We start from the raw sequence: 24,494 nt of genomic DNA on the forward strand, positions 1-24,494 counted from the left end.
CGTCACCGCGAGTTGAGCCGGGCCGCCTGGCGGGTGAGGTGGTCGCGCTCGGCCGCGTTGCCGGCCCGGGCCGCCGCCTCGGCGTAGAGCCGCGCCGCCGTCGCCGGGTCGCCGTCCCGCTCGTGCAGGTACGCGGCCACCGCGCGGTGGCGGGGGAGCGCGTCGTCCAGCTCGGCGAGCGCCGCCAGACCGGCGCGGGCGCCGTCGGCCTCGCCGACGGCAACGGCCCGGTTCAGCCGGGCCACGGGGCTGCCGGTCAGCCGGACCAGCTCGTCGTACCACTCGACGATCTGCACCCAGTCGGTCTCCGCGGCGGTCTGCGCGTCGGCGTGCAGCGCGGCGATCGTGGCCTGGGCCTGGTACTCACCCAGCCGGTCCCTGGCCAGCGCCGCCTGCAGCACCTCGACGCCCTCGGTGATCAGCGCGGCGTCCCACCGGCCCCGGTCCTGCTCGGCGAGCGGCACGAGGCTGCCGTCGGCCGCCGTGCGAGCCGCGCGCCGCGCGTGGTGCAGCAGCATCAGCGCGAGCAGCCCGGCCACCTCCGGGTGATCGACCGCGCCCGCGAGCTGCCGGGTCAGCCGGATCGCCTCCGCGGCGAGGTCGACGTCACCGGAGTAGCCCTCGTTGAACACGAGGTACAGCACTCGCAGCACCGTGACGACGTCGCCGGGGGAGTCGAACCGGACGCCGGAGACGGTGCGCTTGGCCCGGCTGATCCGCTGGGCCATCGTCGCCTCGGGCACCAGGTACGCCTGCGCGATCTGCCGGGTGGTGAGCCCGCCGACGGCGCGCAGGGTGAGCGCCACCGCCGACGCCGGCGTCAGCGACGGGTGGGCGCACAGGAAGTACAGCTGCAGCGTGTCGTCCGCCCAGGGCACCGGCCCGGACGGTGGCTCGTCGGCGACCCTCTCCTCCCGGCGCCGACGGGTGGTCTCCGCCCGGGTCGCGTCCAGGAACTTGCGCCAGGCCACGGTGACCAGCCAGCCCGTCGGGTCCCGCGGCGGGGTGGCCGGCCAGCTGCGGACCGCCTCGACCAGCGCCTCCTGGACGGCGTCCTCGGCCGCCGCGAAGTCGGCTCCGCGGCGGACGAGGACGCCGAGCACGCCCGGGACGAGACTCCGGAGCAGGACCTCGTCCACGGCCAGGGTCACTCGGTGACGGTGGGCGGCGCGCCCAGGAACGGCCGCAGCTCCAGCCACTCACGGATCGGCTCCCCGCCCGGTCCAGGGGCGGCCGACAGCTCGCCGGCCAGCTCGACGGCGCGCTCCTGGGTGTCGACGTCGATCACCATCCAGCCGGCGATGAGGTCCTTGGTCTCGGCGAACGGGCCGTCGGTGACCGGCGGGCGGCCCTCGCCGTCGTACCGCACCCACAGGCCCTCGGGAGCCAGGGCCTGCCCGTCGACGAACTCGCCGGTCTCGGTCAGCTTCGTCGCGAAGTCGCTCATGTACTGGACGTGGGCCGAGACCTCGTCCGGCGTCCACTGGTCCATCGGCGCGCAGTCGAGCGACTTCGACGTGCTCCGGTAGTGCTTGAGCAGCAGGTACTTGGCCATCGTGGTCCTCCTCGGTGTGCTGCGGCCCATCGTGGCCGCGGACACCCCGGGGACGGAACCGGCTGCGTGTTCTCGACATCGGGCGATCGCCCGAAGGCGACCGGCCGCCTGTCAAGGCCTCCGACTGATCTGTGGACAGGCTCCTGACCTGCGAATTCGTGTTGTCGGCGGCCGCTCGGACCGGTATTCTTCGTACACACGTTCGAATCGACGGGAGGTGCTCGGTGAGCGAGTTGACGTCGGCGCTGGATGCCCTCGCGGCCGAGGGCCTGCACGGTTTGACCGATGGTGAGGTGTTGGACCGGACGGGGTTGCTGGTGGCCGTGGCGAACCGGGTGGCTGCGGAGCTGACCCGCACGGTGCGGCACGCGGAGGCCACCCAGGCGGCGGAGCGCGACGGGCTGAAGAGCATGCGGTCGTGGTTGATCGGGCACGTGCGGCTGGCGCCGGTCGAGGCGTCGCGGATCGTGCGGTCTGGGCGGGCGCTGGAGCACTTCCCCGTGCTGGCCGAGGGGTTCGCGGCCGGTGTGGTGACTGCGGCGCAGGTGAACGTGCTGGCGGAGAGGGTCGGCCCTGGTGAGGTGGCGAAGGCCCACGAGCAGGGCATCGACCTCGCGGAGTTCGACCGGACCTGGGCGGTGATCGCCGCCGGTGCGCCACATGAGTCGTTGAAGGTTGCGGTGCAGCTGTTCGAGGACGCCCTGGATCCTGACGGGCCGGAGCCGGACCCGACGGAGGGTCGGCGGTTCACCATCGTCAAGCACGCCGACGGCAGCGTCACGGGTCGGTTCGAGCTGGATGCCGTGGGTGGGGAGAAGGTGCAGGCCGCGATCGAGTCCCACGTGCAGGCCGACCGGCCGAAGGGGGACACCCGGAACCGGTCCCAGCAGCAGGCTGATGCGTTCGTGCAGGTGTGTGACAACCAGCTGGCCTCGGGCAACCTGCCGACGCTGCGGACGGTGAAGCCGCACGTGGTGCTGCAACTGAACCTGGACGATGCGGTCGACCCGGCCACCGGTCCCGGCGCCGCGCAGACCGGATTCGGGGCCAGCATCTCCGCCGCCCGGGCGCGGTGGCTGGCGTGCGACGGCAGCATCTCCCGGATCGTGATGGGCCCCGACGGCACTCCACTGGACCTGGGTCGGGACCACCGGGTGGTCACCCCGGGACTGCGCAAGGCGGTGGAGCGGCGGGACAAGGGATGCGTGTTCACCGGGTGCGGTGCGCCGACCTGGTGGTGCGACGTCCACCACCTCATCCACTGGCTGCACGGTGGTGAGACGTCGTTGAACAACTCAGCCCTGCTGTGTGAACGCCACCACACCAAGGTGCACCACGGGTTCCGGGTCCAGCGACAACCCGATGGCCGATGGCGCACCTGGCGCCCCGACGGCACCGAGATCCTCATCGGACCCCTGCTCTGACCTGCTCGTCACCCGCGTCCGGACGCAGCCCCGCTGCGCCCGGACGTCGGTGTGCACGTCGGTCCCCCCTGCTGAGCCGGTCTGCCGCCGGCGGGTGAGTGGACGGTCCCGAGGCGGCCGGTGAGCCCCGGCTGGTCGCCCCGGTCGGACGCCGTCGTCAACCCTCGGCAGTCCCCTCCGACGGCGGGGACCCGTCGGACTCGTCGTACCGGGTGTAGATGGCGGCCATCGAACCGGACGGGTCCAGCCGGGCGAGGACGGCGTCGCCGATTGCGGCGAGCTGGTCGATCTGCTCCACGTCGAGGGCGTCGATGACGTGGTGCCGGACGGTGGCCGCGTGGCCGGGGGCTGCCTCCTGCACCTTCGCCCAGCCCGGGCCGGTGAGCCGGGCGTTGGTCGCCCGCCGGTCCTCCGGGCAGGGGACGCGCTCGACCAGGCGGCGGGTCTCCAGCCGGCTGACCACGTGCGAGAGCCGGGGGAGGGTGGCGTTGGTGTGCCGGGCCAGCTCGGTCATCCGCAGGCTCCGGTCGCGTGCCTCGGAGAGCACTGCCAGCACGTAGTACTCGAAGTGCGTGAGGTCGGAGTCCCGGCGCAGCTGCGCATCCAGCGCACCGGGCAGCAGCTCGAGTACGCCGATGAGGCGTACCCACGCGCGCATCTCACGCCGGTCGAGCCAGGGGGTCTCCATGGCACCATCCTCAACCCGCATGGTTGTAGAAACAAGTTCCCTCGGGCATGCTCTCACTTGTAACGACAACCAATGCTCTTGGCGCGCCTCGCGGCCGGCCTCCGCGCCAGCCCGGGTACCCGGCCGACACCTGCACCCCCAACGCCCTCGCACCGACAGGAACCTCATGACCTTCCCCGCCCCCGCCCGAGACGTCGCCCTCCTGCTGACCCGCGTCGCCGTGGGCGTGGTGTTCTTCGCCCACGGCTGGCAGAAGCTGTTCACCAACGGCATCGACGGCACCGCCGCCTTCTTTGCGGAGATCGGCGTGCCCGCCGCGACCGCCGCTGCATGGCTGGCCGCGATCGTCGAGCTCGTCGGCGGCGCCGCCCTCGTCGTCGGACTGGCCGTGCCGGTCGTCGGGCTGCTGCTCCTGGTCGACATGGTGGGTGCGTTCGCGTTCGCCCACGCCGGGTCCGGCCTTTTCGTCGACGCGGGCGGCTACGAGTTCGTCCTGGTGCTCGGCGCTGTGTCCCTCCTGCTCGCCGTCATCGGCGCGGGGCGCTACAGCATCGACCACCTGATCGCCGACCGCCGGCGGGTGGCGCAGCCCGCGGGCGCCTGACGCAGTGCTCCGGTGGGCCGGGCAGCTCGCGAAGGCTGCCCGGCCCGCTCCGACCGTCCCGGTCGCCTTCGGGCACTTCCGCCTTCGCGTCACGACCACCGAGGAGTCTCATGACCACGCTCAGCACGACCGCGACCGCCGACGCGCGCATCCCGGCCGCGCACCCGTTCGCCGCCCACCTGCGCCGGGTCGCCGCGCTGGAGGTGGAGTCGCCGCACCGGCCCTGGACGCCGGAGGACGGGCCGCTGCCCAGCTTCTACCTGTCCCACGGCGGCGGGCCCATGCCCTTCCAGAGCCCCGCGTGGCTCGACCCGCTGCACGACTGGGCTCGTGCCCTGCCCAAGCCGCGAGCGATCCTGGTGGTGTCCGCTCACTGGGAGTCCGCGCCGCTGTCGGTCAGCGCCGACCGGCCCGACGAGCTGGTCTACGACTTCGGCGGCTTCGACCCGATGTACCACGGGTTCCGCTACGACACTCCCGACGCCGGCGAGCTCGCGCGGCAAGTGGTCGGGCTGACGCCGGACACCACGCAGGTGCACCAGCACACCCGACGCGGGCTGGACCACGGCGCCTGGGTGCCGCTGAAGATCATGTACCCGACCGCCGACGTCCCGGTGCTGCAGCTGTCGCTGCCCACCGAGGACCCTGACGAGCTGCTGTCGCTGGGCGCCCGGCTGCGACCACTGCGCGAGCAGGGCGTGCTGGTCGTCGGCTCGGGCCACATGACCCACGGCCTGCCCTTCCTGACCCGGGAGATGCTCGTGGAGAACCGGGTGCCCGGGTGGTCGGCGGACTTCGACGCGTGGGCCGCCGACGCGCTGGCCCGCGGCGCGGTCGACGAGCTCGCCCGCTTCCGCACCGCGGCACCCGGCATGCCCTACGCCCATCCGACCGTGGAGCACTTCACCCCGCTGTTCGTCACCCTCGGCGCGGCCACCGACCCCACCGCACCGGTGGTCACCCGCCTGGACGGCTACGGCGTCGGCCTCTCCCGGCGGTCCTTCCAGACGGCCTGACGGCAGCGGGAGGCGTCGGCGCGGCGAGGTGGCGGTGCAGGACGTCGACCAGCCAGCGCTGCGCCGGCGTCCGGGACGCCTCGGGTCGGGCGTACAGCGCGATCTCCAGCGGTTCCAGCGGGATCGGCAGCGAGAGCAGCCGCACCGGGTGGTGGTCGGTGAACGCCCGCCCCGCGTGCGACGGCACGATCGCCACCAGGTCCGACTCCGCCACCAGGTAGGGCAGCACGGAGAACTTCGACACCTGCAGCGCGACGTGGTCGAGCAGGTCCAGCGTCTCCAGCGCCAGCTTCGGCCCCACGTGCCCGGTCGCGCTGTCGACCAGCACGTGCCGCTCCGCCCGCAGCTCCTCGACGGTGACGGCGCCGCCGGCCAGCCGCGGGTGCGCCGAGCCCACCATCGCCAGGTAGCCCTCCGCGAACAGCGGGATCCGCCGCAGCTGCGGGGAGGACAGGATCGGCGTCGCCACGAACGCGTCCAGCTGCCCCCGCGCGAGCTCTGCCGGCGACGCCACCAGGTCCAGCGGCCGCACGGTCAGCGACACCCCCGGCGCCTCTGCCTGCAGCGGGCCCACCAGCCGGGGCAGCAGCGACGCCTCGCCCAGGTCCGACAACGCGATGGTGAACCGGGCCCGGGAGGCCGCCGGGTCGAACGCCGACGACGGGTCCACCGCCGCGGAGATCCCCGCCAGCGCCTGCCGCAGCGGCTCGTACAGCCGGTCGGCCACCACCGTCGGCTCCAGCCCACCCCGCCCGCGCCGGAACAGCTCGTCGTCGAACCGTCGGCGCAGCTTCCCGAGGCTGTAGCTCACCGTCGGCTGGGTCACGTGCACCGCCTCGGCCGTGGCCGTCACGCTGCGCGTCTCGTACAGCAGCACGAACACCCGCACGAGGTTCAGGTCGAAGTCAGCCACATCGACAGTCTCTATCTGGGCATCCGCAACGCATCTATTGGATCGCTGTCGGCACCAGCGCCTACCGTGAGCGCGACCACACCGACCAGCGAGGGGGATCAGTGCTGATCCGCACCGTGGCCCACGAGTTCCTGCGCCGGCAGGGCCTGACGACGATCTTCGGCAACCCCGGCTCCAACGAGCTGCCGTTCCTCGCCGAGCTGCCCGACGAGTTCCGCTACGTGCTCGGCCTGCACGAGGGCGCCGTCATCAGCATGGCCGACGGCTACGCCCAGGCCACCGGCCGCCCCGCGCTGGTCAACCTGCACGCCGCCTCCGGCTCCGGCAACGCCATGGGCGCCCTCACCAACGCCGTCTACTCCCGGACGCCGCTGGTGCTCACCGCCGGTCAGCAGGTGCGCTCGGCCATCGGCCTGGAGGCGATGCTCTCCAACGTCGACGCCGCGCAGCTGATGCGGCCGCTGGTCGGCTGGGCCGCCGAGCCCGCCACCGCCGCCGACGTTCCGCGCTCGCTGGCCCAGGCCGTCTTTGAGGCCCAGCTGCGCCGCCGGCCCAGCTACCTCTCCATCCCGTACGACGACTGGACCGTCGAGGCCGACCCGAACGCCGCCGCGGTGCTCGACCGCGACGTCGAGCGCTCCGCGTACCCCGACCCCGCCCAGCTCGACCGGCTGGTCGCCGAGGTGCAGGCTGCCCGCAACCCCGCGCTCGTCCTCGGCGGCGACCTCGACACCGACGGCCTCTTCGACGAGGCCACCGCGCTCGCCGAGCGGATGGGCGCCGACACCTGGGCCGCCCCCAGCACCTTCCGGATGCCCTTCCCGAACCGGCACCCGCTCTTCCGCGGCGTCCTGCCCGCCGGCATCGCGCCCATCTCGGAGGCGTTCGCCGGCCACGACCTCGTGCTCGTGCTCGGCGCTCCGGTGTTCCGCTACCACCAGCACGTCCCCGGCGACCTGCTGCCCGAGGGCACCCGCCTGGTGCAGGTCACCGACGACGCCGAGGCAGCCTCCCGCGCGCCGATGGGCCGCGCCCTGGTCACCGACCCCGGCGCGGTGATCCGCGCGCTGCTCAAGGCGCTGCCCGAGCCGCCCGAGCAGACCCGCGAGTACACGACCCCCGCCACGCCGGCGCAGCCGCAGGCCGACGACGTGCTGCACCCCGAGCAGGTGTTCGCCGCGCTCCGCGACACCCAGCCCGCCGACACCCGCTACGTCGTCGAGTCGACCTCGACCAGCAGCGCCTGGTGGCGGCAGATCGACCTGCGCCGCGGCGCCTCCTGGTTCTGGCCGGCCTCCGGCGGGCTCGGCTTCGGCCTGCCCGCCGCCGTCGGTGTCGCCCTCGCCGACGCCGACCGGCCCGTCGTCGGCGTCATCGGCGACGGCTCGGCCAACTACGGCATCACCGCGCTCTGGACCGCGGCGCAGCACCAGCTTCCGATCACGTTCGTGCTGCTGCGCAACGGCACCTACGGCGCGCTGCAGTGGTTCGCCGACGTGCTCGGCACCCCCGACGCCCCCGGTACCACCATCCCCGGCATGGACTTCACCAAGATCGCCGAGGGCTACGGCGTGGCCGGCGTCCAGGCCGCCGACGGCGAGCACCTGCGTGCCCTGCTCGCCGAGCCGACGCAGACCCCGCGGCTGATCCAGGTCGACACGGAGACCACCCGGCCGCACTGACGAGCGGCCCGGCCGTGGCGCCCGCGAGGGGCGCCGCGGCCGGGCTGGTCACCAGCCGACGGCGCCGTGCCGGTCGGTGAAGGTGCCGGTCGGGCCGTCGGCCCCGATCGTCGCCATCGCGACGATCGCGTCGGTGCCCTCGGTGACGGTCTGCGGGCCGGCGTGGCCGTTGAAGTCGGTGGCCGTGTAGCCCGGGTCCACGGTGTTGATCCGCAGCTCCGGGAGGAACTGGGCGTACACGGCGGTGAGCATGTTGACCGCCGCCTTGCTCGCCGAGTACCCGACCGAGGGCACCGAGTGTTCGATCCTGGACTCGTCGGACCGCGCGGCGAACGAGCCCAGCCCGCTGGACACGTTCACGATCACCGGCGCCGCCGACTCCCGCAGCAGCGGCAGGAACGCGTGCGTCGTCCGGACGGTCCCCACCGTGTTCGTGTCGAGCACCGCCAGCAGATCCGGTCCGGTGTAGTCCTCCACCGCGCCGATCGGCCCCGGGATGCCCGCGTTGTTGACCAGCACGTCCAGCCCGCCGAAGCGCTCCCGCACCGCGGCCGCCGCGGCCGCCACCGACTCGTCGGAGGTCACGTCCAGCTGCACCCAGTCCACGCCGAGCTCCTCGGCCGCTCGGCGCCCGCGTTCCGGGTCGCGGGCGCCGATCACCACCCGGTGCCCGTGCTCCTTCAGCCGCCGGGCCGTCTCGTAGCCCAGGCTCTTGTTGCCGCCAGTGATCACTGTCGTCGTCATGCGACCGACGGTGCCCCCGTCCGGGCCACGCCGGATGGTCACGTTCGACCGGAGGAACGGCAGTACCACCCATCTCGCCGCCGCGGGGTCGATCATGGGTGCATGACCGACCGCGGGGAACTGGCCACGCTGCTGCGCGCGTGGCGGGAGCGCCTGCAACCGGCCGCCGTCGGCTTCCCGGCCGGGCAGCGCCGCACCGCGGGCCTCCGCCGGGAGGAGGTCGCCCTGCTGGCCGGCCTGTCGGTCGACTACCTCGTCCGGCTGGAGCAGGGCCGGGCCGAGCGGCCCTCGGCGCAGGTCGTCGGCTCGCTCGCCCGGGTACTGCAGGTCGGCGACTGCGAGCGCGACCAGCTGTACCTCGCCGCCGGGCTGCCCGCGCCGGCCGCGAGCGCCGTGCCGACGCACATCCCCGGCAGCGTGCAGCGGCTGATCGCCCGCCTGCCGGACGTCGCCGTCAGCGTCTGGACCGCGCACTGGACGCTGCTCACGCTCAACGCCGCCGCGGAGGCGTTGCTCGGTCGCGTCCAGCCGGGGGAGAACCTGATCGCCGCGCAGTTCGCCGGCCGGACCCCGCAAGTCGTGTGGACCCCCGCCGAGGAGGAACGGCACGAGCGCGCCCTCGTCTCCGACCTGCGCACTGCGGCGATCCGGTACCCCGACGACGTGTCGGTGCGGGCGCTGCTGGCCGAGCTGCACGGCAACGACCGGTTCGCGCGGATGTGGGCCGAGGGCACGGTCGTGGAGCACCGGTCGAAGAGCAAGACCTTCGCCCACCCGGCCGTGGGGCCGGTGACGCTCGACTGCGACATCCTCACCGCGAACTGCACGGACCTGCGCATCGTCACCTACACCGCCGAGCCGGGCACCGAGGACGCGTCCCGGTTCGACCTGATCCGCACCCTCGGGGTGGCCGGGCTCAGCAGCGCGCCGGCCTGACCGTCACGCGGCGGCGGTGGGCCCCGCTGGCGCCGGCTCGGCCGGGGTGGGCTCGATGGAGCGCTCCTCCCGGGGCATGAGCGCGACGGCCACCAGCAGCAGCACCGCCACGCCCGCCGTGGCGATGAACACGGAGTGCACCGCGCCGGTGAGCGTCTCCGGGCCGAGGGCCACCGACTCCGGCGACACCGACTCCAGCGACGCCGAGCCCAGCGTCCCGTTCACCACGGCACCGAAGGCGGCGACGCCGAGCGCGCTGCCCATGGAACGGAAGAACATGTTGGTGCCGGTGACCACGCCGCGCTGCTGCCACCCGACCGCCGACTGCGCCGCGATCAGCGTCGGTGCCGCGGTGAGCCCCATGCCCAGCCCGATCACGAAGCACGTCGCGCCCACCTGGATGACGCTGGAGGAGGCGTCCAGGAGCAGCAGCAGCGCGGCACCGGCGACCACCACCACCGAGCCGAGCAGCGCGGTGGTCCGGATGCCGATCCGCAGGTACAGCCGCCCGGACTGCGAGGCGGAGATCGGCCACCCGATGGTCAGCGCGGCCAGCGCGAACCCGGCCACCAGCGGGCCGGTGCCCAGCGCCTCCTGCACGTAGGTGGGCACGTAGGTGGTCAGCCCGAGCAGCACCGCGCCGACGGCGGCGGAGACCAGGCTGGTCGTGACGATCAGCCGGTGCCGGAACAGCGTCAGCGGGACGACGGGGTCGGCGGCCCGCCGCTCGATCAGCACGAACACCGCCAGCAGGACGGCCCCGGCGGTGAGGACCGCGACGCTCTGCGGCGAGGCCCACGCCCACGCCTGGCCGCCCTCCAGCAGCCCGAGCACCAGCAGGGTGAGGCCCACGGTGAGCACACCGGCCCCGGCGTAGTCGATCCGCGGCCGGCTGCGGGTGACCGTCTCGGTGAGCCGGCGGCCGATCATCACCGCGGCGAGCAGGCAGAACGGGACGTTGACGAAGAAGATCCACCGCCAGCTGACGTACTCGGAGAAGACCCCGCCCAGCGTCGGGCCGACCACCGAGCTGATCGCCCACACGCTGGCGATGTAGCCCTGCACCCTCGCCCGCTCGGCCAGCGAGTACAGGTCGCCGACGATCGTCATCGCCATCGGCTGGACCGCCCCGGCCCCCAGCCCCTGCAGGGCGCGGAAGGCGATCAGCGAGCCCATGCTCCAGGCGAACCCGCAGAGCACCGAGCCGAGCAGGAACAGCCCGATGCCGACCAGCATCACCGGCTTGCGGCCGAACAGGTCGGCCAGCTTGCCGTAGACCGGCACGGTGACCGCCTGGGCCAGCAGGTAGATGGAGAACAGCCAGGGGAACTCGGCGAAGCCGCCGACGTCGTCGACGATCGAGGGGACGGCGGTGGCGATGATCGTCGAGTCGATCGCCACCAGCGCCGTCGCGAGCATGACGCCGATCAGCACCGGCCCCCGCTCGGAGCGGAAGCCGACCCCCGCCGTCGCCGTCGTCGTCGTCACGCTGCTCCTCGTCCCCGGGTGGCCCGCCGCGCCTGGCAGGTGGTGAGAGCAACCAACCACACCCGCCGGACATGCCGGGCGTGGATGGGAGCCTGGCCACATGGGTCCGTGGATGCGGGTGGTCGTCGTCGGTGGGGGAGCGCTGGGGGTGTCGGCCGCGGCACAGCTGGCCGACCGGGGTGCCCGGGTCACGCTGCTGACGGACGGCGAGCTGGCCGGCGGTGCGTCGGGGCGGTCGCTGTCCTGGCTGAACTCCGCCGGCGCGTTCCCCGCCGAGTACCACCGGCTGCGGATGGCCGGGCTGGCGCGCTACCGCGCTCTCGACGTCCCGTGGGTGCGCTTCGACGGTGGCATCCGCTGGGGCGACGGCGTCCGGGAGTCCTACGCGCACCACCGGGAGATCGGCTACCCGGCCGAGTGGCTGACGCCGGCCGAGGTCACCGACCGCACCCCGGGTCTGGACGTCGCCGCGCTGCCCGACGACGGCGTCGTGCTCAACCCCGGCGAGGGCTGGGTCGACCTGCCCTCGCTCATCGCCCACCTGGCCCGCGAGCTGGTCGCCGCCGGGGGACGGGTGCGCACCTCCGCCGGCCGCTGCCAGGCCGTCGTCGAGGGCGGCCGCGTCACCGGCGTGCGCACCGGCGCCGGCGACGTCGTCCCGGCCGACGCGGTCCTGCTCGCCACCGGGGCGGAGGTGCCCGCGGCGCTCGCCGAGCTGGGTGTGGTGGTCCCGGACGCGACCTCGAACGCCCTGCTGGTGCGCACCCCGCCGGTCGGCCACGCCCTCCGCGCCGTGCTCAACACCCCGCGGGTGGCCCTCCGCCCCGCGCCCGGCGGGTCGCTGGTGATGGACGCCGCCTGGTCGGAGGAGGAGGTGGTCCGGCGGCACGACGGCAGCTTCGAGGTCCGCGACTCCACCGTCCAGGGCCTGCTCACCGAGGCGTCCCGGCTGCTGGCCGGCCATCCCGCGCTGACCGCGGAGGCGATCGGCGTGGGCCGCAAGCCGATCCCCGGCGACGGCCGTCCCGTGCTGGGTGCGGTGCCCGGGGTGGCCGGGCTGCACGTCGCGTTCACGCACAGCGGCGCGACGCTCGCACTGATCGCGGGCGAGCTGCTCGCCGGCGAGATCACCGATGGGGAGCCGAGCCCGCTGCTGGCCGCGTTCCGGCCCGACCGGTTCGCCTGAGCGGCGCTAGGACTCCTCGACCACCACCCCGGGTGAGCCGGCGACGATCTCGCGCTCGACGGCGGCGAAGCCGTACCGGACCGGCACCATCAGCGGCCGCCCCGTCCGGAGCTCGATCACGGCGAGCGTGTCGGAGAGCCGGCTGCGCCGTATGCGCGCGACGTCCAGCAGGGGGACGGCGCCGGCGCGCAGCGGTGTCGCCCAGTGCAGCTGGGCGCCGGTGACCTCCAGCTCCACGCAGGTCCGGACCAGGAACCACCAGGCGTTCCAGCCCAGGGCGCCCAGCCACAGCAGCAGGAAGAGCAGCGGCGGCCCCTGGCCCTGCGCGGTGGCGATGATCAGCCCCACCGCGACGACGCCGAAGACGGCGAACAGGAGCGGGATCAGCCACCGTGCGCCTCGGAACGGTCGGTAGCTCACGCGGGGGTCCTCTCGTCGATCACCCGCAGAGTGTGCCGCGCCCCCGAGGTGGATCCGGTCAGTTGATGCAGCTCGAGTCGGCTGCCGTCCGCTCGGTGGTGGCGTAGCCGCCGGGCGCGGCCGCCGGTGCGGGGGCGGTGACCGCCTCGCCGATGCCGTTGAAGTCGGTGCCGATGACCAGGCGGAGGGTGCCCGCAGGCAGGCTGTCGTCGACGGTCACCGCCACGCCGGGCAGCTGGGCGGCGACGAGCGCAGCCGCAGCCTCGTCCCCCGCGCGGTGGCTGACCGTCGTCGTCGCCGTGGCATCGGCGTTGCCGCCGTTGTCCGCCCCGAAGCCGGCGCCGACCAGCGCCTCCGCGGTGGTCGCGGCCGCACCGGAGACGCCGGAGCCGTTGAGGACGCTGACGGTCACCGACGACGGCGACACCGACGGGGCGGCGCTCGTCGGCGCCGGCGACGGCGGCTCCTCCGCCGGTGCGGCGTTCAGCGAGGCGAAGAACTCGTTGAGCACCTCCTGGCTCGGCGGCTCGAGCACGTCGGCGCCGTCGATCCGGGCGTCGTCCAGCCCGGGGATGGTCTGGAAGGTGATGTTCCCCGGCTGCACGTTCTGCATCTGGGCGGCCAGGTCGAAGACGTCCAGCCCCTGGTCGAAGGTGACGCTGCTGCCCACCTGCTCCACGATCGCCTTCTGCTTGCCCGGGTTGAACAGCAGGTCGGAGGAGAGGATGTTGCGCAGCATGCCGGCGATGTAGACCTGCTGGCGGACGACCCGGTCGAGGTCGGACCGTGGCAGCCCGTGGCGCTGGCGGACGAACTTCAGCGCGTCCGCCCCGCTGATCGACTGGACGCCGGCCGGGAAGTCCGCGCCGGACAGCGGGTCGCTGGTGGCCTGGCACAGGGCCCTTGCGGGAGTCCATCCCGACCAGCAGCAGGTTCATCTCGGCACCGGCGTGCTCGTCGCCGTTGACGTCGACGTTGCCGGTCGCCGGGATGGCGTCGGTGCGGCTCACGCTCGCCTCCGCGACGCGCACCAGGTACCAGCCCCAGCCGCTGCCGGCCAGCACCAGCGCGCTGAGCACCGCGGCGATCGAGCGGGCCACCACCGTGGCCCGCGCCGAGTTCCACGACCTGCCGCCGGCTGACCCGCCGCCCCGGGACGGCGCCCGACCCGCGCGGGGGTCGAGGTGCCCGGGCAGCCGACGCTGCTCGTCCCGGGTCACTGCCCGTCCTCGCCCCGCCCGGCGATCGGAGCGCACGCCGCCCGCCCCAGTCGCCCGTCGAACGCACTGCCTGTCAGTTCCGCCACCACCGACTCCACCCTGCCACCGCGATGGCGGTGACCGGGGGCCTGCCCCGCCGAACCAGCGGGTGCGACCCGGTGAACCGCCTCACGTGCTCCAGTCGATGCGGTCGGCCAGCCGGCGCGCCCGCGCGCCGAACGCCGGGTCGATCGACGCCGCCCACGCCACCCGGCCCAGCACGTGGTCGCGGAACGTCGCCGGGTCCCGGTCGCGCACCTGCGACCGCCAGCCGCGCACCGCGCAGTTGTGCAGCAGTGCCCGCAGCGCGTCCCGCTCGGGCCGCGGCAGCGTCGGGTGCACGTTCACCACCGCACCCAGCACCGACTGCCGCCCCGCCGCTGCCGTCGACCGGGTCTTGGCCGCGTTCAGCCGGAAGCCCTCCTCGGCCACGACCTCCCCGGCCAGCGCCTCGAACCGGCCTCGGTCCAGGCCGCGGTCGCCGCTGAACGTCAGGTCGTCGACGTACCGGGTGTACTCGGCGCCGAACGACGCGGCCAGCCCCGCCAGCCGCCGGTCCAGCCGGAACGCGACCAGGTTCGCCAGCGCCGGCGAGGTCGGCGCCCCCTGCGGCAGGTGCGGCACCGCCAGCCGCCGGCCGACCCGGAAGTGCCGGTCGACATCGGCCGGCACGGGCACCGTCGCCCACACCGACCGCGGCACGACCGTCGTCACCAGCCCCGTCACCGCGTGCGCCACCGGCTCGGGCAGCCCGCCGACCGTGCGCAGCAGCGCGTGCACCCGCTCCGCCGGGATGCTCGGGAAGAACGCCTCCAGGTCCAGCTGCAGCACCACGGCCGCTCCCGCGTGCGGCGCCACCGCCGTCCGCACCGACCGCCCCGGCACGCACCCGTGTGCCGCCCCGTGCACCCGCAGCGGGCCCACCACGTGCCGCAGCAGCCGGCGCTGGGCCTCCTTCAGCCGCGGCTTCGGCGCGGCCACCAGCCGGGTCCGGTCCGGTGAGGAGAGCGCGGTCCACCGGTAGTGCCGCAGCGGCTCCCGCACCGTGCGCTCCAGCCGGTGCGCATCGGCGAACCAGGCCAGCTCGCCGGCGTCCAGGTCCAGCAGCCGGGCCAGCGCCGCCAGGTCCGGCAGCTCCGTCACCCCGTACCGGCGGAACGCGACGTCGGTGGTCGTCGGCTGCCAGCGCACCACCCGGGGCTGCGGCACCACCGTCCAGCCGCGCCGCCAGCCCTCCGTCGTCCGGACGAACGCCGCGAGCTCCCGCGGCCGGTCCACCGGGGCGTCGCGGTAGGCGGCCAGCACCTCACCGACCAGCGTGCCCACCCACCGCGGCGCCCGGGGCAACCCGAGCGCGACCGCCGTCCGCCGGACCATCTCCCGCCGCCGCCAGCGGCCGCCCAGCAGCGCCACGGCGACGCCGGAGGCGGTGATCGCCGCCCGCCGCCCGGTCGGCGCCGTCACCGGCGAGGTGTGCGACGGGGCGGCCAGCCAGCCCCTGATCGAGGCGCCAGCAGGTGCGCGGAGCGCACGGCCGGGCGGGTGACGAGATGCTCAGCAACGACACGACCCCCGGGGTTGCCCCGGGGTGACCGGACCACGCCGGTCGTCCTGCCCGCCCCGCCGCACACCCGGCCCACCGTAACGGCCCGAGGCTGTGACGGAAGTGCACGCTGAGCCGCAGATCCCGGCCGTCACCCGGCCAGGGCGGCGATCGTGTGGTGGACTCGCCGACGTGACCGCGGCCATCGTCCTGGCGCTGCTGTCGGCGTGTGCCTTCGCCACCTCCACCGTGGTGCAGCACCGGTGCGCGACGTCGGCGGGGGAGTCCCTGCCCGACGGCGCCGTGCTCCGGCTGGTCGGCCGGCTGGTCCGGCACCGCGGCTGGCTGCTCGGCCAGCTCGCCGCCCTGGTCGGCTTCCTGCTGCACGCCGCCGCGCTGACGTTCGGCCCGGTCGTCATCGTCCAGCCGCTGCTGTCCGGCGGGCTCGTGCTCTCCCTGGCCCTCGGTGCGCTGATCGACCGGCGGCACCCCGGCCGCACCCTGCCCGACCGCGGGCAGTGGGTCGCCGCGGCGCTGGTGGTGCTCGCGCTCGCCGTCTTCGTCGTGTCCGCGAGGCCCGACCACGGGTCGCGGTTCGCCGACCCGCCCCCGCTGCTCGCCTGCCTCGGCGCCGGTGCCGCGATCATGGTGCTCGCCGCCCTGTGGGCGCTGCGCCCGTCGTCGCCGCACAAGGCGCTCGCCCTCGGCATCGCCGCCGGTTTCGGCTTCGGCATGACCGGGCTGCTGCTCAAGGACGTCGTCGCGCACCCGCCCGCCGAGCTGCTGACCTCCTGGACCACGTACGCGCTGCTGGCCAGCGGCGCCGCGTCGATCGTCTTCGCCCAGTGGGCGTACCAGTCCGGCGCGCTGATCGAGATGCTCCCGGCCATGGCCGTGCTCGAGCCGCTGGTCGCCGTCGGCCTGGCCACCCTGGTCTACGACGAGCGCCTGCAGCCGGGCCTGCTCGCCACCGCCGGCCAGGTGTTCGGCGTGGTCGCGCTGGTCGTCGGGGTGGCGGTGCTGGCCCGGCGGTCGGCGGCCCAGGAGGAGTCGGAGGTGCCGCTCGTGCTGCCGCCGCCGGCGTCCTTCGCCGTTCCGCACTCCATCGAGCAGCACGAGCACACGCCGGGCCGGGGCGTCAGTCGCTGATCGGCGTCGCGGGGTCGTCCGGGACCAGGTCGGGCACCCGGTTGGGGCCCGCCTCGGAGGGCCGCGGCCGGTCCTGCGGGTGCAGCCGCACGGCCACCAGGGCGACGTCGTCGTCCGGCTTGCCCTCGACCAGCCGCTCGATCAGCTCGTCGCAGAGCTCCTGCAGCGGCCGGTCGGCGAGCTCGCCCAGCGCGGTGCGCAGCCGGTCCAGCCCGGTGTCCAGGTCGGCATCGCGGCGCTCGATCAGCCCGTCGGTGTAGAGCAGCACCGTCGCGCCCCGGTCCAGGGTGACCACCGAGTCGGTGCGCACCGCCCCCGAGTCGACGCCGAGCAGCAGGTCGGCCTTCCAGTCGGCGAGCACCGCCACGCTGCCGTCGGGGTTGAGCGCCAGCGGCGGCAGGTGCCCGGCGTTGGCCCAGATCATCCGGGTCACCCCGCGCTCGCGTTCGTCGGCGGTCTGCTCGAACCGGGCGACGGCGGCGGTGGCGATCGTGTCCAGCTGCAGCACCGCCATCGCCGCGTCCAGCCCGCGCAGCACCTCCGCCGGCGGCGCGTCGCTGTAGGCGGCGATGCCCCGCAGCAGGCTGCGCACCTGGCCCATCGCGGCGGCGGCCGCGGTGTCGTGGCCGACCACGTCGCCGATGACCAGCATCGTCGACCCGTTGGGCTGCAGGAAGGCGTCGTACCAGTCACCGCCCACCCGGGCGGCCTCGGCCGCGGGCAGGTAGCGCACCACGATCTCGGCGTGGTCGGGCTCGGGCGGCTCGGTGAGCAGGCTGCGCTGCAGGCCCTCGGCCATCTGCTGCTGCTGGCTGAACAGTCGTGCGTTGTCCAGCGCCAGCCCGGCCCGGTCGGCGACGTCCTGGGCGACGGAGACGTCCTCGTCGGTGGGCTCGTGCCCGTCGGCGTAGAACAGGGTGAGCAGGCCGAGCGTGCGACCGCGGGCGCGCAGCGGCAGGGCGACCTCGCTGCCCGGGGCGAGCACCGAGATCAGCTCCCGGGCGGGGCCGACGGGCAGCAGCACAGCCACGTCGTCGCCGCGGAAGGACACCGGCTCGTCGGAGTACAGCGCCCGCGCCACCGGCGCGGTCACCGGCATCGCGTCCAGCCGGACGTCGGCGTAGCGCTCCAGCAGGGCGCGACTGGCCGGGTTCACGTGCCAGCTGCCGACGTCGCGGGGCTGCCCGTCGTCGTCGATCACCGTGACGATGCAGAAGTCCGCCAGCGCCGGGACGACGATCCGCGGCAGCCGCGCCGTGGCCGCCTGCACGTCCAGGGTGCCGGCCAGCTCGGCGCTCACCTGGGCGAGCAGGGCCAGCCGCCGGGCGGCGCGCTCGGCGCGCTCCTGGGCCTCCCGGCGCTCGGTGACCTCCAGGAAGAAGACCGACAGACCCTCCGGGGTCGGCCAGGCCCGCAGCTCGTACCAGCCGTTGAGCGGCGCCGGGTAGTGCGCGTCGAACGCGATCGGCTTCCCCGTGGTCACCGCCTCGTGGAACCGGTCCTCGAACAGGCTGTTGACCGCAGCGGGGAAGGCCTCCCACACGACCCGGCCGAGCAGTTCCTCGCGGGAGTGCTGCAGCAGGCGCTCGGCCTCGGCGTTGACGTGGGTGAACCGCCACTCGGGGTCCAGCGAGTAGAAGCCGGCCGGCATCGCCTCCAGCACCCGGGTCACCCGCGCCTCGCCGTCGAGGGCGGCGGTGACGTCGGAGGCCACGCCGATGAGCCGGGCGGCAGCGCCGTCGGCACCGGGCAGCGCCTTGCCCCGGGCGGAGACCCAGCGGGATCCCGCCCCCGGCACGACGATGCGGTAGACCGCGTCGAACTCACCGCACTCGGCGACCGCCGTCTGCAGCGCCTCGGTCACCCGGGGCAGGTCGTCGGGGTGCACCCGGTCGTTGAACGCCTCGATCGTCTGCTCGAAGGTGGCGGCGCCGTACCCGAACAGCTCGATCAGCCGCTCGTCCCAGACCAGGCGCTTGCTGGTCAGGTCCCAGTCGAACGTGCCGATGGCGGCCGCCGCGATCGCCAGCTGGGCGCGCAGCTGCGCGGCCTCCTGGTCGGCGCCCGACGCCCCGCCGACTCCGGTCGGCTCAGTCACAGTCACCATCCACGTCGATGCCCCGGCGCGCGCCGAAGAGTCACGGCTCGCTGTTGAGCACCTGACACCGAGTTATGTCACGCGCGACCGGGCGACGCAACCACCCTGGACGAACATCACGTCCGTGCCGGGAGGAGAGAGGCGGGACGGGCCACCTGGCTGGCCGTGGCGTGACTCGCTGTGCGATAACCGTCGCATGCAACCGATGGCGACCCCGGCGTGAGCACCTCGTCCCCGGCGGGCGGACAGCTGGCGCCGCCGCGGATCGAGGGGCAGGCGGTCGACGGGCAGGCCAAGGACAAGGGCCTCAAGCGCGGCGCGCTGGGCCTGGCGTCCTCCGTCGTGCTGGGCGTCTCCTCGACCGCGCCCGCCTACGCGCTGGCCGCGACGCTGGGCTTCGTCGTCATCGCCGTCGGGGTCAAGGCGCCGGCGATCATGCTGCTGGCGTTCGTGCCGATGTGGCTGATCGCGGTCGCCTACTCCGAGCTCAACAAGCGGGAACCCGACTGCGGCACCACCTTCACCTGGGCGGCGCGGGCCTTCGGTCCGCGCACCGGGTGGATGGGCGGCTGGGGGATCATCGCCGCCGACGTCATCGTGATGGCCAACCTGGCCCAGATCGCCGGCTCCTACGGCTACCGCCTCGTCGGGCTCGACGGGCTGGCCGACAGCACGTTGTGGACGACGGTGGCCGGGGTCGGCTGGATCGCCCTGATGACCTGGATCTGCTACCGCGGGATCGAACCGACCGCGCGGCTGCAGAAGGTGCTGCTGACCATCGAGGTCGTCGTCCTGGTCGCCTTCGCCGGTTACGCGCTGGTCAAGGTCTACGGCGGCGGCGCCCCCGCGGGATCGCTGACGCCCTCGCTGTCGTGGCTGTGGCCCTCGGGGGTGAGCTGGCCGGCGCTGACCGAGGCCGCGCTGCTGGCGATCTTCATCTACTGGGGCTGGGACTCCGCGCTGGCGGTGAACGAGGAGACCGCCGACCCGACCCGCTCCCCGGGACGGGCGGCGATCATCTCCACGGTGCTGCTGGTGGGCATCTACGTCGTGGTCTCGGTGGCCACCGTCGCCTTCGCCGGCGTCGGGTCCGAGGGCATCGGGCTGGGCAACGAGGCCAACGCCGAGGACGTCTTCGCCGCCCTCGGCGCGACGGTCTTCGGCGACGACCCCGCGGGCCGGGCGTTCGAGGCGCTGCTGATCATCTCGGTGCTCAGCTCGGCCGCCGCCTGCACGCAGACGACGATCCTGCCCACCGCGCGCGGGACGCTGTCCATGGCCGCCTACGGCGCGCTGCCCCGGTCCTTCGCCCGGATCCACCCGCGGTACCTGACGCCCACGGTGTCGACGGTCTGGATGGGCGTCGTCTCGATCGCCTTCTACGTCGGGCTCACCCTGGTCAGCGAGAACGTGCTGATCGACTCGATCACCGCGACCGGCATGCTCATCGCCTTCTACTACGGGCTGACCGGCTTCGCCGCCGCCTGGGGGTTCCGCCGCTCGCTGCGGTCGGCGCGCGACGTGCTCATGCGCCTCGTCCTGCCGCTGCTCGGCGGGCTGTTCATGCTGCTGGTCTTCGTGCTCGCCTGCGTCGAGTACGCCCACCCCGACTACGGCTACACGGTGATCGGCGGGGTGGGCGGCGTCTTCGTCGTCGGCGTCGGCTCGCTGGTGCTCGGCCTGGTGCTGATGGCCGTCTGGAACCTCGTCGCCCCGGCGTTCTTCCGCGGTCGGACGATGGCGCGCGGCACCGGCGACCTGCTGCTCGGGCCGGCCGTCCCGACCCTCGCGCTGCCGGACAGCACCGAGGCCACGGTGGTCGCCCCCGACCTGTCCAACCTGCCGCCCGGCCGGGAGCCCTTCGACCCGCGCGCCTGACGAACGGCCCCCTTCCTCCCCACCCCTCGCACACTCGGGGCGGGGCCCTGGAAGGGGGCCGTTCCAGCGCGTCACCTGGGCCGTTCCAGCACGTCACCGAGCGGCGACGAGCAGCTGCTCCGTGTCGGTGGCCCGGTGCTGGGCGGGCAGGAAGGCCAGGACGACGACCGCGCCGACGGCGCTCGCGGCGGCGCACACCCAGGAGCCCGCGGTGACGCCGTCGAGGAAGGCCTGCTGGACGGCGGTCACGGCCGGGCCGGGGAGCCGCTCGGCCACCGCGAGCCCGGCGAAGACCGAGTCGGCCGCGGTTCCGGCCGCCTGGTCCGGGGCGCCCGCCGCGGTGAGCCCGTCGACCACCGCCGGGCCGTACACGGTGCTCATGACCGAACCGACCACCGCGACGCCCAGGGTGCCGCCCACCTCGCGCACCGTGTCGTTGACCGCCGATCCCGCGCCGGCCTGGTCGCCGCGCAGCGCGCCCATCACCGCCTCGGTGGCCGGGCTGGTGACCAGGCCGAGTCCGGCGGCCATGAGCACCATCGAGAGCACGATGCGGCCCCAGTAGTCGGACTCCAGGTTCGTGCCGGCCGCGAGGGTGAAACCGGCCGCCATGGTCAGCAGCCCGGCGGCCACCACCAGCTTGGTGCCGACCGCCCGCATCGCCACGATCGCCAGCGGCGCGGTGACGGCGATGACGGTGGCGAAGGGGAGGGTGGCCACACCGGCGGTCAGGGTGCTGTAGCCGCGCACCGACTGGAAGTACTGGGTGATCACGAAGATGAACCCGAACAGGCTGAAGAAGGCCAGCGCGATCGCCCCGCTGCCGACCGACACCCGCGGGTCGCGGAACAGTCGGACGTCCAGCAGCGGCTCCCGGGCGCGCAGCTCGCGGACGACGAACCCGGCGACCGCCAGTGCCGCGAGCGCGTAGCCGCCGAGGGTGGTCGTCGAGCCCCAGCCGTGCCCGGGTGCCTCGATCGTCGTCCGGACCAGCAGGCCGATGCCGACCACCGAGGCGGCGGCCCCCGCCAGGTCGAAGCGGTGGGCCCGCGACCCGCGGGACTCGGGGACCAGCAGCCGGCCGGCGACCAGGGCGACGGCCGCGACCGGCAGGTTGACCAGGAAGACCGACCCCCAGGAGAAGTGCTCGAGCAGCAGCCCGCCGGTGACCGGGCCGATCGCCACCGACAGGCCGGTGACCGCGGACCAGATGCCCAGGGCGGTGGCCCGCTCGCGCCGGTCGGTGAACGTGGTGACCAGCAGGGCCAGGGTCGCCGGGTAGATCGCGGCGGCGGCCACGCCCATCGCGGCGCGGCCGGCGACCAGCTGGCCGGTGCTGGTCGAGAGCGAGGCCAGCGCCGAGGTGAGGGCGAAGGCGACCAGCCCGGACTGGAGCACGCGTCGCCGGCCGAACCGGTCACCGAGCGCGCCGCCGAGCAGTAGCAGCGCGGCGAAGGGCAGCGTGTAGCCGTCGACCACCCACTGCAGGTCGCGGGTGCTCGCCGACAGCTCCCGGCTGAGGGTCGGCAGCGCGACGTTGACGACCGTGTTGTCGATGCTGACCAGCAGCACGGACAGGCAGAGCACGGCGAGCACCCACCACCGGCGGGTGGCAGGTGCGGGCGGGGGAGTGGTCATCGCGGCCTCCGGTTGTAGGACGGTGTTCCAGAACCGTAGAACGGCGTTCCACACACGGGCAAGCGTGATCGGTGCAGGAGGATGAGGTCGTGACAGATGTCAGGCCCGGTGCGGGGCGAACCCCCAGCCGAGCGGTCGAGCAGGCGCTGGTCGACGCCGCCGAGCGAGTGCTGGTGCGGGAAGGGTTGGGCGCGGTGACCGTGCGGGCCGTCGCCACCGAGGCGGGGGTGGCGCCGATGGGCGTCTACAACCGCTTCGGCAGCAAGGACGGACTGATCGCCGCAGTGCTGGTGCGCGGCTTCGACGGACTGCGCGACGCGGTCACCGAGGACACCGACCCCGACCCCGTCGCCCGGCTGCTGGCCAGCGGGCGCAACTACCGGCGGTTCGCGCTGGCTCAGCCGCAGCACTACGGGGCGATGTTCGGTGGTCGGCCGTTGCCCACCGAGGGAACCGGCGAGCTGGTCGCGCACGCGTCCGCGGCCTTCGAGGCGCTGGTCGAGCACGTCCGGTACGCGATGGCGCGCGGTGCGCTCCGCGACGGGGATCCGGTCGAGGCCGCCCAGCTGATCTGGAGCTCGGTGCACGGGGCGGTGAGCCTGGAGCTCGGCGGAGCGGTGCTCACGCCCGACCCGGCCGCCACCTACGACGCGTTGCTGCGGATGCTGCTCACCGGTCTGGCCTGACCCCTTCGGGGGCTCCGGCCGCCCGATCGGGCGGCCGGAGCTCAAGCTCGGGCCGCGAGTGCCGACCTCTCCTGGGACGGAAGGGGTCGATGACGATGATGGTGTTGGCGTGCAACGCGGTGGGACAGGCGGCGCTGGCTGCGGGGGTGGCGTCGCTGGACGACGCGGTGCCCGAGCAGCTGCTCTACGTGGCCGGGTGGATCAGCACCGCCACCGACCTGACCCAGCAGGCGATGCTGATGTCCGAGGTGGGCTCCACCTTCGACGTGTTCATCTGAAGAAGGGCGCGCCCTTCCTCCCCACCCCTCGCGCGCTCGGGGCGGGCCCCTGGAAGGGGGCCGGTCCAGCACGTCACGTGCTGGGCAGGGCGCTGCGGCCGCCGCCGAGGTCGGCCTCGTCGGCGGCCCGCCGCCCGGCGTCCCAGCCGGCCGGGTCGACCATCGGCCCCTGACGCCGCCGGACACGGGGGAACAGCTCCTCGACCGCGCGGTCGACCGCGTCCTCCCGGTCGGCCAGCAACGGCACGAGCGCGCCGCCGTAGGTGGCCCGCGCCTCGGCGCGCGCCGCGTCGCGCGCCTGGGTGAGCCGTTCGGCGACGCGGGCGGCGTAGGCCAGCCAGAAGCCCCGTCGCCACGCCGTCGAGCGGGTGCGGGCGCCGCCCTCGCGTGACTCGAGGTCGAGCGCGCGGCCCGCCTGCACCAGCAGCGAAGTGACCAGCAGCTCGACCAGGTCCAGGTCGGCGGAGAAGCCGACCAGCGTGGCGATGCCGAACGACGGCATCAGCACCACCCGCACGCCGTTGGCCGCGGCCACGCCCTGCAGCACCGCCGCCTTCGCCTCCACGTGCGGGTCGTCGAGGTGGAACCGGCGAGCGGTGACCCCGCCCGCACCGGGCCCGGGGGTCGCACCGCCCATCGCGGCGTCGATGGCGTAGCGGGCCATCAGCTCCTGGGCCTTGGCGGTCAGCGCCTCGGCCTCCGCGGCGAACTCGGTGGACTCCGCCTTGGCCAGCAGCCCGCGGATGCGGCCGAGCACCCGCTCGTCGGTGACGACGGCCGGGTCGGGAGCGGCCCCTGCCGACCACCGGGACGGCGGCGGCACCAGCTCCTCGACGCGGGGGAGGGCGCGCAGCACGCCGATCACCCGGAGCACCTCACGCCAGGCCGCCGACGCGGCGACGCCCTCGGCGCGCCACCACTCCAGCACGGTGCCCCCGCGGGCGTCCAGCGCGGCCAGCTGGGCCGACCAGGCAGCCGGCGCGGCCCCGCCGCCGGGCGGGGCGGACCCGGCGATCACCGTGGCCACCAGCCGCGCGGCGCGCTGGGTGGCCCTGCGGCGCACCACGTGCACGACGTCCGCCGGCTGCCAGCCTGCCTCCCACAGGTGGGGGAGCAGGTCGCTGAGCACCCGCTGGGCCTGGCCGTCGGTGTCCACCCCGGGGTCCCGGCTGGTCAGCCGGACGACCACCCGGTCCAGGTCGGCGACCCGGACCCCGGGTTCGGCCGCCAGCCGACCGCCAGCCAGCAGCAGTCGCAGCACGTCGTCGGCGGTCGTCGCCTGCACGGGACCTCCTGGTCGATCGGGTGT

22 protein-coding genes and 1 pseudogene are annotated in these 24,494 nt (G+C 74.5%); 10 read left to right on the forward strand and 13 right to left on the reverse strand.

The annotated features are described in order from the left end of the window. Positions 1-2: 2 nt before the first annotated feature. Together ACI783_RS06610 and ACI783_RS06615 are read right to left on the reverse strand one after the other, a co-directional pair. Positions 3-1,151, reverse strand: coding sequence for an RNA polymerase sigma factor (locus tag ACI783_RS06610; RefSeq protein ID WP_457139708.1), 1,149 nt, complete (start codon positions 1,149-1,151; stop codon positions 3-5). Then, positions 1,148-1,555 carry a YciI family protein gene (locus ACI783_RS06615; RefSeq protein ID WP_457082004.1) on the reverse strand — a complete coding sequence of 136 codons (408 nt, stop codon included), beginning with the start codon at positions 1,553-1,555 and terminating at the stop codon, positions 1,148-1,150. The genes ACI783_RS06610 and ACI783_RS06615 overlap by 4 nt, the downstream gene beginning before the upstream one ends. A 224-nt stretch (positions 1,556-1,779) precedes the next feature. Here ACI783_RS06615 and ACI783_RS06620 point away from each other — a divergent pair, with 224 nt between their 5' ends. Then, complete coding sequence (locus tag ACI783_RS06620; RefSeq protein WP_457139709.1) at positions 1,780-2,979, forward strand: DUF222 domain-containing protein; 1,200 nt, start codon at positions 1,780-1,782, stop codon at positions 2,977-2,979. A gap of 157 nt (positions 2,980-3,136) precedes the next feature. On the opposite strand, the gene ACI783_RS06625 is transcribed toward ACI783_RS06620, so the two are convergent. Further along, positions 3,137-3,667, reverse strand: coding sequence for a MarR family winged helix-turn-helix transcriptional regulator (locus ACI783_RS06625; protein WP_457139710.1), 531 nt, complete (start codon positions 3,665-3,667; stop codon positions 3,137-3,139). 166 nt (positions 3,668-3,833) lie between these two features. Between ACI783_RS06625 and ACI783_RS06630 the strand changes: the two genes are divergently transcribed. Beyond that, the gene (locus ACI783_RS06630; protein WP_457082010.1) at positions 3,834-4,271 is read left to right on the forward strand and encodes a DoxX family protein; all 438 of its coding nucleotides are present in this window, start codon (positions 3,834-3,836) and stop codon (positions 4,269-4,271) included. 110 nt (positions 4,272-4,381) lie between these two features. After that, positions 4,382-5,287 carry a dioxygenase family protein gene (locus tag ACI783_RS06635; protein ID WP_457082013.1) on the forward strand — a complete coding sequence of 302 codons (906 nt, stop codon included), beginning with the start codon at positions 4,382-4,384 and terminating at the stop codon, positions 5,285-5,287. Here ACI783_RS06635 and ACI783_RS06640 read toward each other — a convergent pair. Further along, positions 5,229-6,200, reverse strand: a complete 972-nt coding sequence (locus ACI783_RS06640) for a LysR family transcriptional regulator (RefSeq protein WP_457139711.1) — start codon at positions 6,198-6,200, stop codon at positions 5,229-5,231. The two genes, ACI783_RS06635 and ACI783_RS06640, sit on opposite strands and share 59 nt — an antisense overlap. A 101-nt stretch (positions 6,201-6,301) precedes the next feature. Here ACI783_RS06640 and mdlC point away from each other — a divergent pair, with 101 nt between their 5' ends. Further along, a complete protein-coding gene (gene mdlC, locus ACI783_RS06645) occupies positions 6,302-7,882 on the forward strand; it encodes a benzoylformate decarboxylase (protein WP_457139712.1) in 1,581 nt (526 codons plus the stop codon). 48 nt (positions 7,883-7,930) lie between these two features. On the opposite strand, the gene ACI783_RS06650 is transcribed toward mdlC, so the two are convergent. Then, on the reverse strand, positions 7,931-8,626 hold the full coding sequence (locus ACI783_RS06650) for an SDR family NAD(P)-dependent oxidoreductase (RefSeq protein WP_457082020.1): 696 nt from the start codon (positions 8,624-8,626) through the stop codon (positions 7,931-7,933). Between the two features lie 102 nt (positions 8,627-8,728). Between ACI783_RS06650 and ACI783_RS06655 the strand changes: the two genes are divergently transcribed. Beyond that, positions 8,729-9,562 carry a helix-turn-helix transcriptional regulator gene (locus ACI783_RS06655; RefSeq protein WP_457139713.1) on the forward strand — a complete coding sequence of 278 codons (834 nt, stop codon included), beginning with the start codon at positions 8,729-8,731 and terminating at the stop codon, positions 9,560-9,562. Positions 9,563-9,565: 3 nt separating this feature from the next. Here the strand turns inward: ACI783_RS06655 and ACI783_RS06660 are convergent, their stop codons facing one another. Continuing rightward, entirely contained in the window at positions 9,566-11,050 is a 1,485-nt protein-coding gene (locus tag ACI783_RS06660) for an MDR family MFS transporter (protein ID WP_457139714.1), read from the reverse strand. A 100-nt stretch (positions 11,051-11,150) separates the two neighbouring features. Between ACI783_RS06660 and ACI783_RS06665 the strand changes: the two genes are divergently transcribed. Next, positions 11,151-12,236 carry an NAD(P)/FAD-dependent oxidoreductase gene (locus ACI783_RS06665; RefSeq protein WP_457139715.1) on the forward strand — a complete coding sequence of 362 codons (1,086 nt, stop codon included), beginning with the start codon at positions 11,151-11,153 and terminating at the stop codon, positions 12,234-12,236. 6 nt (positions 12,237-12,242) lie between these two features. Here the strand turns inward: ACI783_RS06665 and ACI783_RS06670 are convergent, their stop codons facing one another. From ACI783_RS06670 to ACI783_RS06685, 4 genes and pseudogenes are all read right to left on the reverse strand, one after another. Then, positions 12,243-12,656, reverse strand: a complete 414-nt coding sequence (locus ACI783_RS06670) for a hypothetical protein (protein WP_457139716.1) — start codon at positions 12,654-12,656, stop codon at positions 12,243-12,245. Between the two features lie 58 nt (positions 12,657-12,714). Next, positions 12,715-13,395 carry an LCP family protein gene (locus ACI783_RS06675; protein ID WP_457139717.1) on the reverse strand — a complete coding sequence of 227 codons (681 nt, stop codon included), beginning with the start codon at positions 13,393-13,395 and terminating at the stop codon, positions 12,715-12,717. A gap of 45 nt (positions 13,396-13,440) precedes the next feature. Next, positions 13,441-13,554 (reverse strand): annotated as a pseudogene (locus ACI783_RS06680) (hypothetical protein); the annotation flags it as partial. Between the two features lie 490 nt (positions 13,555-14,044). After that, complete coding sequence (locus ACI783_RS06685) at positions 14,045-15,379, reverse strand: reverse transcriptase family protein (protein WP_457139718.1); 1,335 nt, start codon at positions 15,377-15,379, stop codon at positions 14,045-14,047. A 271-nt stretch (positions 15,380-15,650) separates the two neighbouring features. Here ACI783_RS06685 and ACI783_RS06690 point away from each other — a divergent pair, with 271 nt between their 5' ends. Beyond that, positions 15,651-16,607, forward strand: coding sequence for a DMT family transporter (locus ACI783_RS06690; protein WP_457139719.1), 957 nt, complete (start codon positions 15,651-15,653; stop codon positions 16,605-16,607). On the opposite strand, the gene ACI783_RS06695 is transcribed toward ACI783_RS06690, so the two are convergent. Then, entirely contained in the window at positions 16,597-18,705 is a 2,109-nt protein-coding gene (locus tag ACI783_RS06695) for a SpoIIE family protein phosphatase (RefSeq protein ID WP_457139720.1), read from the reverse strand. The two genes, ACI783_RS06690 and ACI783_RS06695, sit on opposite strands and share 11 nt — an antisense overlap. Positions 18,706-18,924: 219 nt before the next feature. Between ACI783_RS06695 and ACI783_RS06700 the strand changes: the two genes are divergently transcribed. Beyond that, positions 18,925-20,583 (forward strand): APC family permease, encoded by a 1,659-nt coding sequence (locus tag ACI783_RS06700; RefSeq protein ID WP_457139721.1) that lies wholly within the window; start codon positions 18,925-18,927, stop codon positions 20,581-20,583. 93 nt (positions 20,584-20,676) lie between these two features. Here ACI783_RS06700 and ACI783_RS06705 read toward each other — a convergent pair whose 3' ends face one another. Further along, positions 20,677-22,221: a DHA2 family efflux MFS transporter permease subunit gene (locus ACI783_RS06705; protein WP_457139722.1), complete on the reverse strand. Its 1,545-nt coding sequence runs from the start codon at positions 22,219-22,221 to the stop codon at positions 20,677-20,679. Between the two features lie 89 nt (positions 22,222-22,310). Here ACI783_RS06705 and ACI783_RS06710 point away from each other — a divergent pair, with 89 nt between their 5' ends. Continuing rightward, positions 22,311-22,907 (forward strand): TetR/AcrR family transcriptional regulator, encoded by a 597-nt coding sequence (locus ACI783_RS06710; RefSeq protein WP_457139723.1) that lies wholly within the window; start codon positions 22,311-22,313, stop codon positions 22,905-22,907. 89 nt (positions 22,908-22,996) lie between these two features. Next, positions 22,997-23,185: a hypothetical protein gene (locus tag ACI783_RS06715; RefSeq protein ID WP_457082046.1), complete on the forward strand. Its 189-nt coding sequence runs from the start codon at positions 22,997-22,999 to the stop codon at positions 23,183-23,185. A gap of 73 nt (positions 23,186-23,258) precedes the next feature. Here ACI783_RS06715 and ACI783_RS06720 read toward each other — a convergent pair whose 3' ends face one another. Continuing rightward, a complete protein-coding gene (locus tag ACI783_RS06720) occupies positions 23,259-24,470 on the reverse strand; it encodes a DUF2786 domain-containing protein (protein WP_457139724.1) in 1,212 nt (403 codons plus the stop codon). Positions 24,471-24,494 lie beyond the last annotated feature (24 nt).

It is taken from the genome of Modestobacter sp. SYSU DS0511, assembly GCF_054050755.1.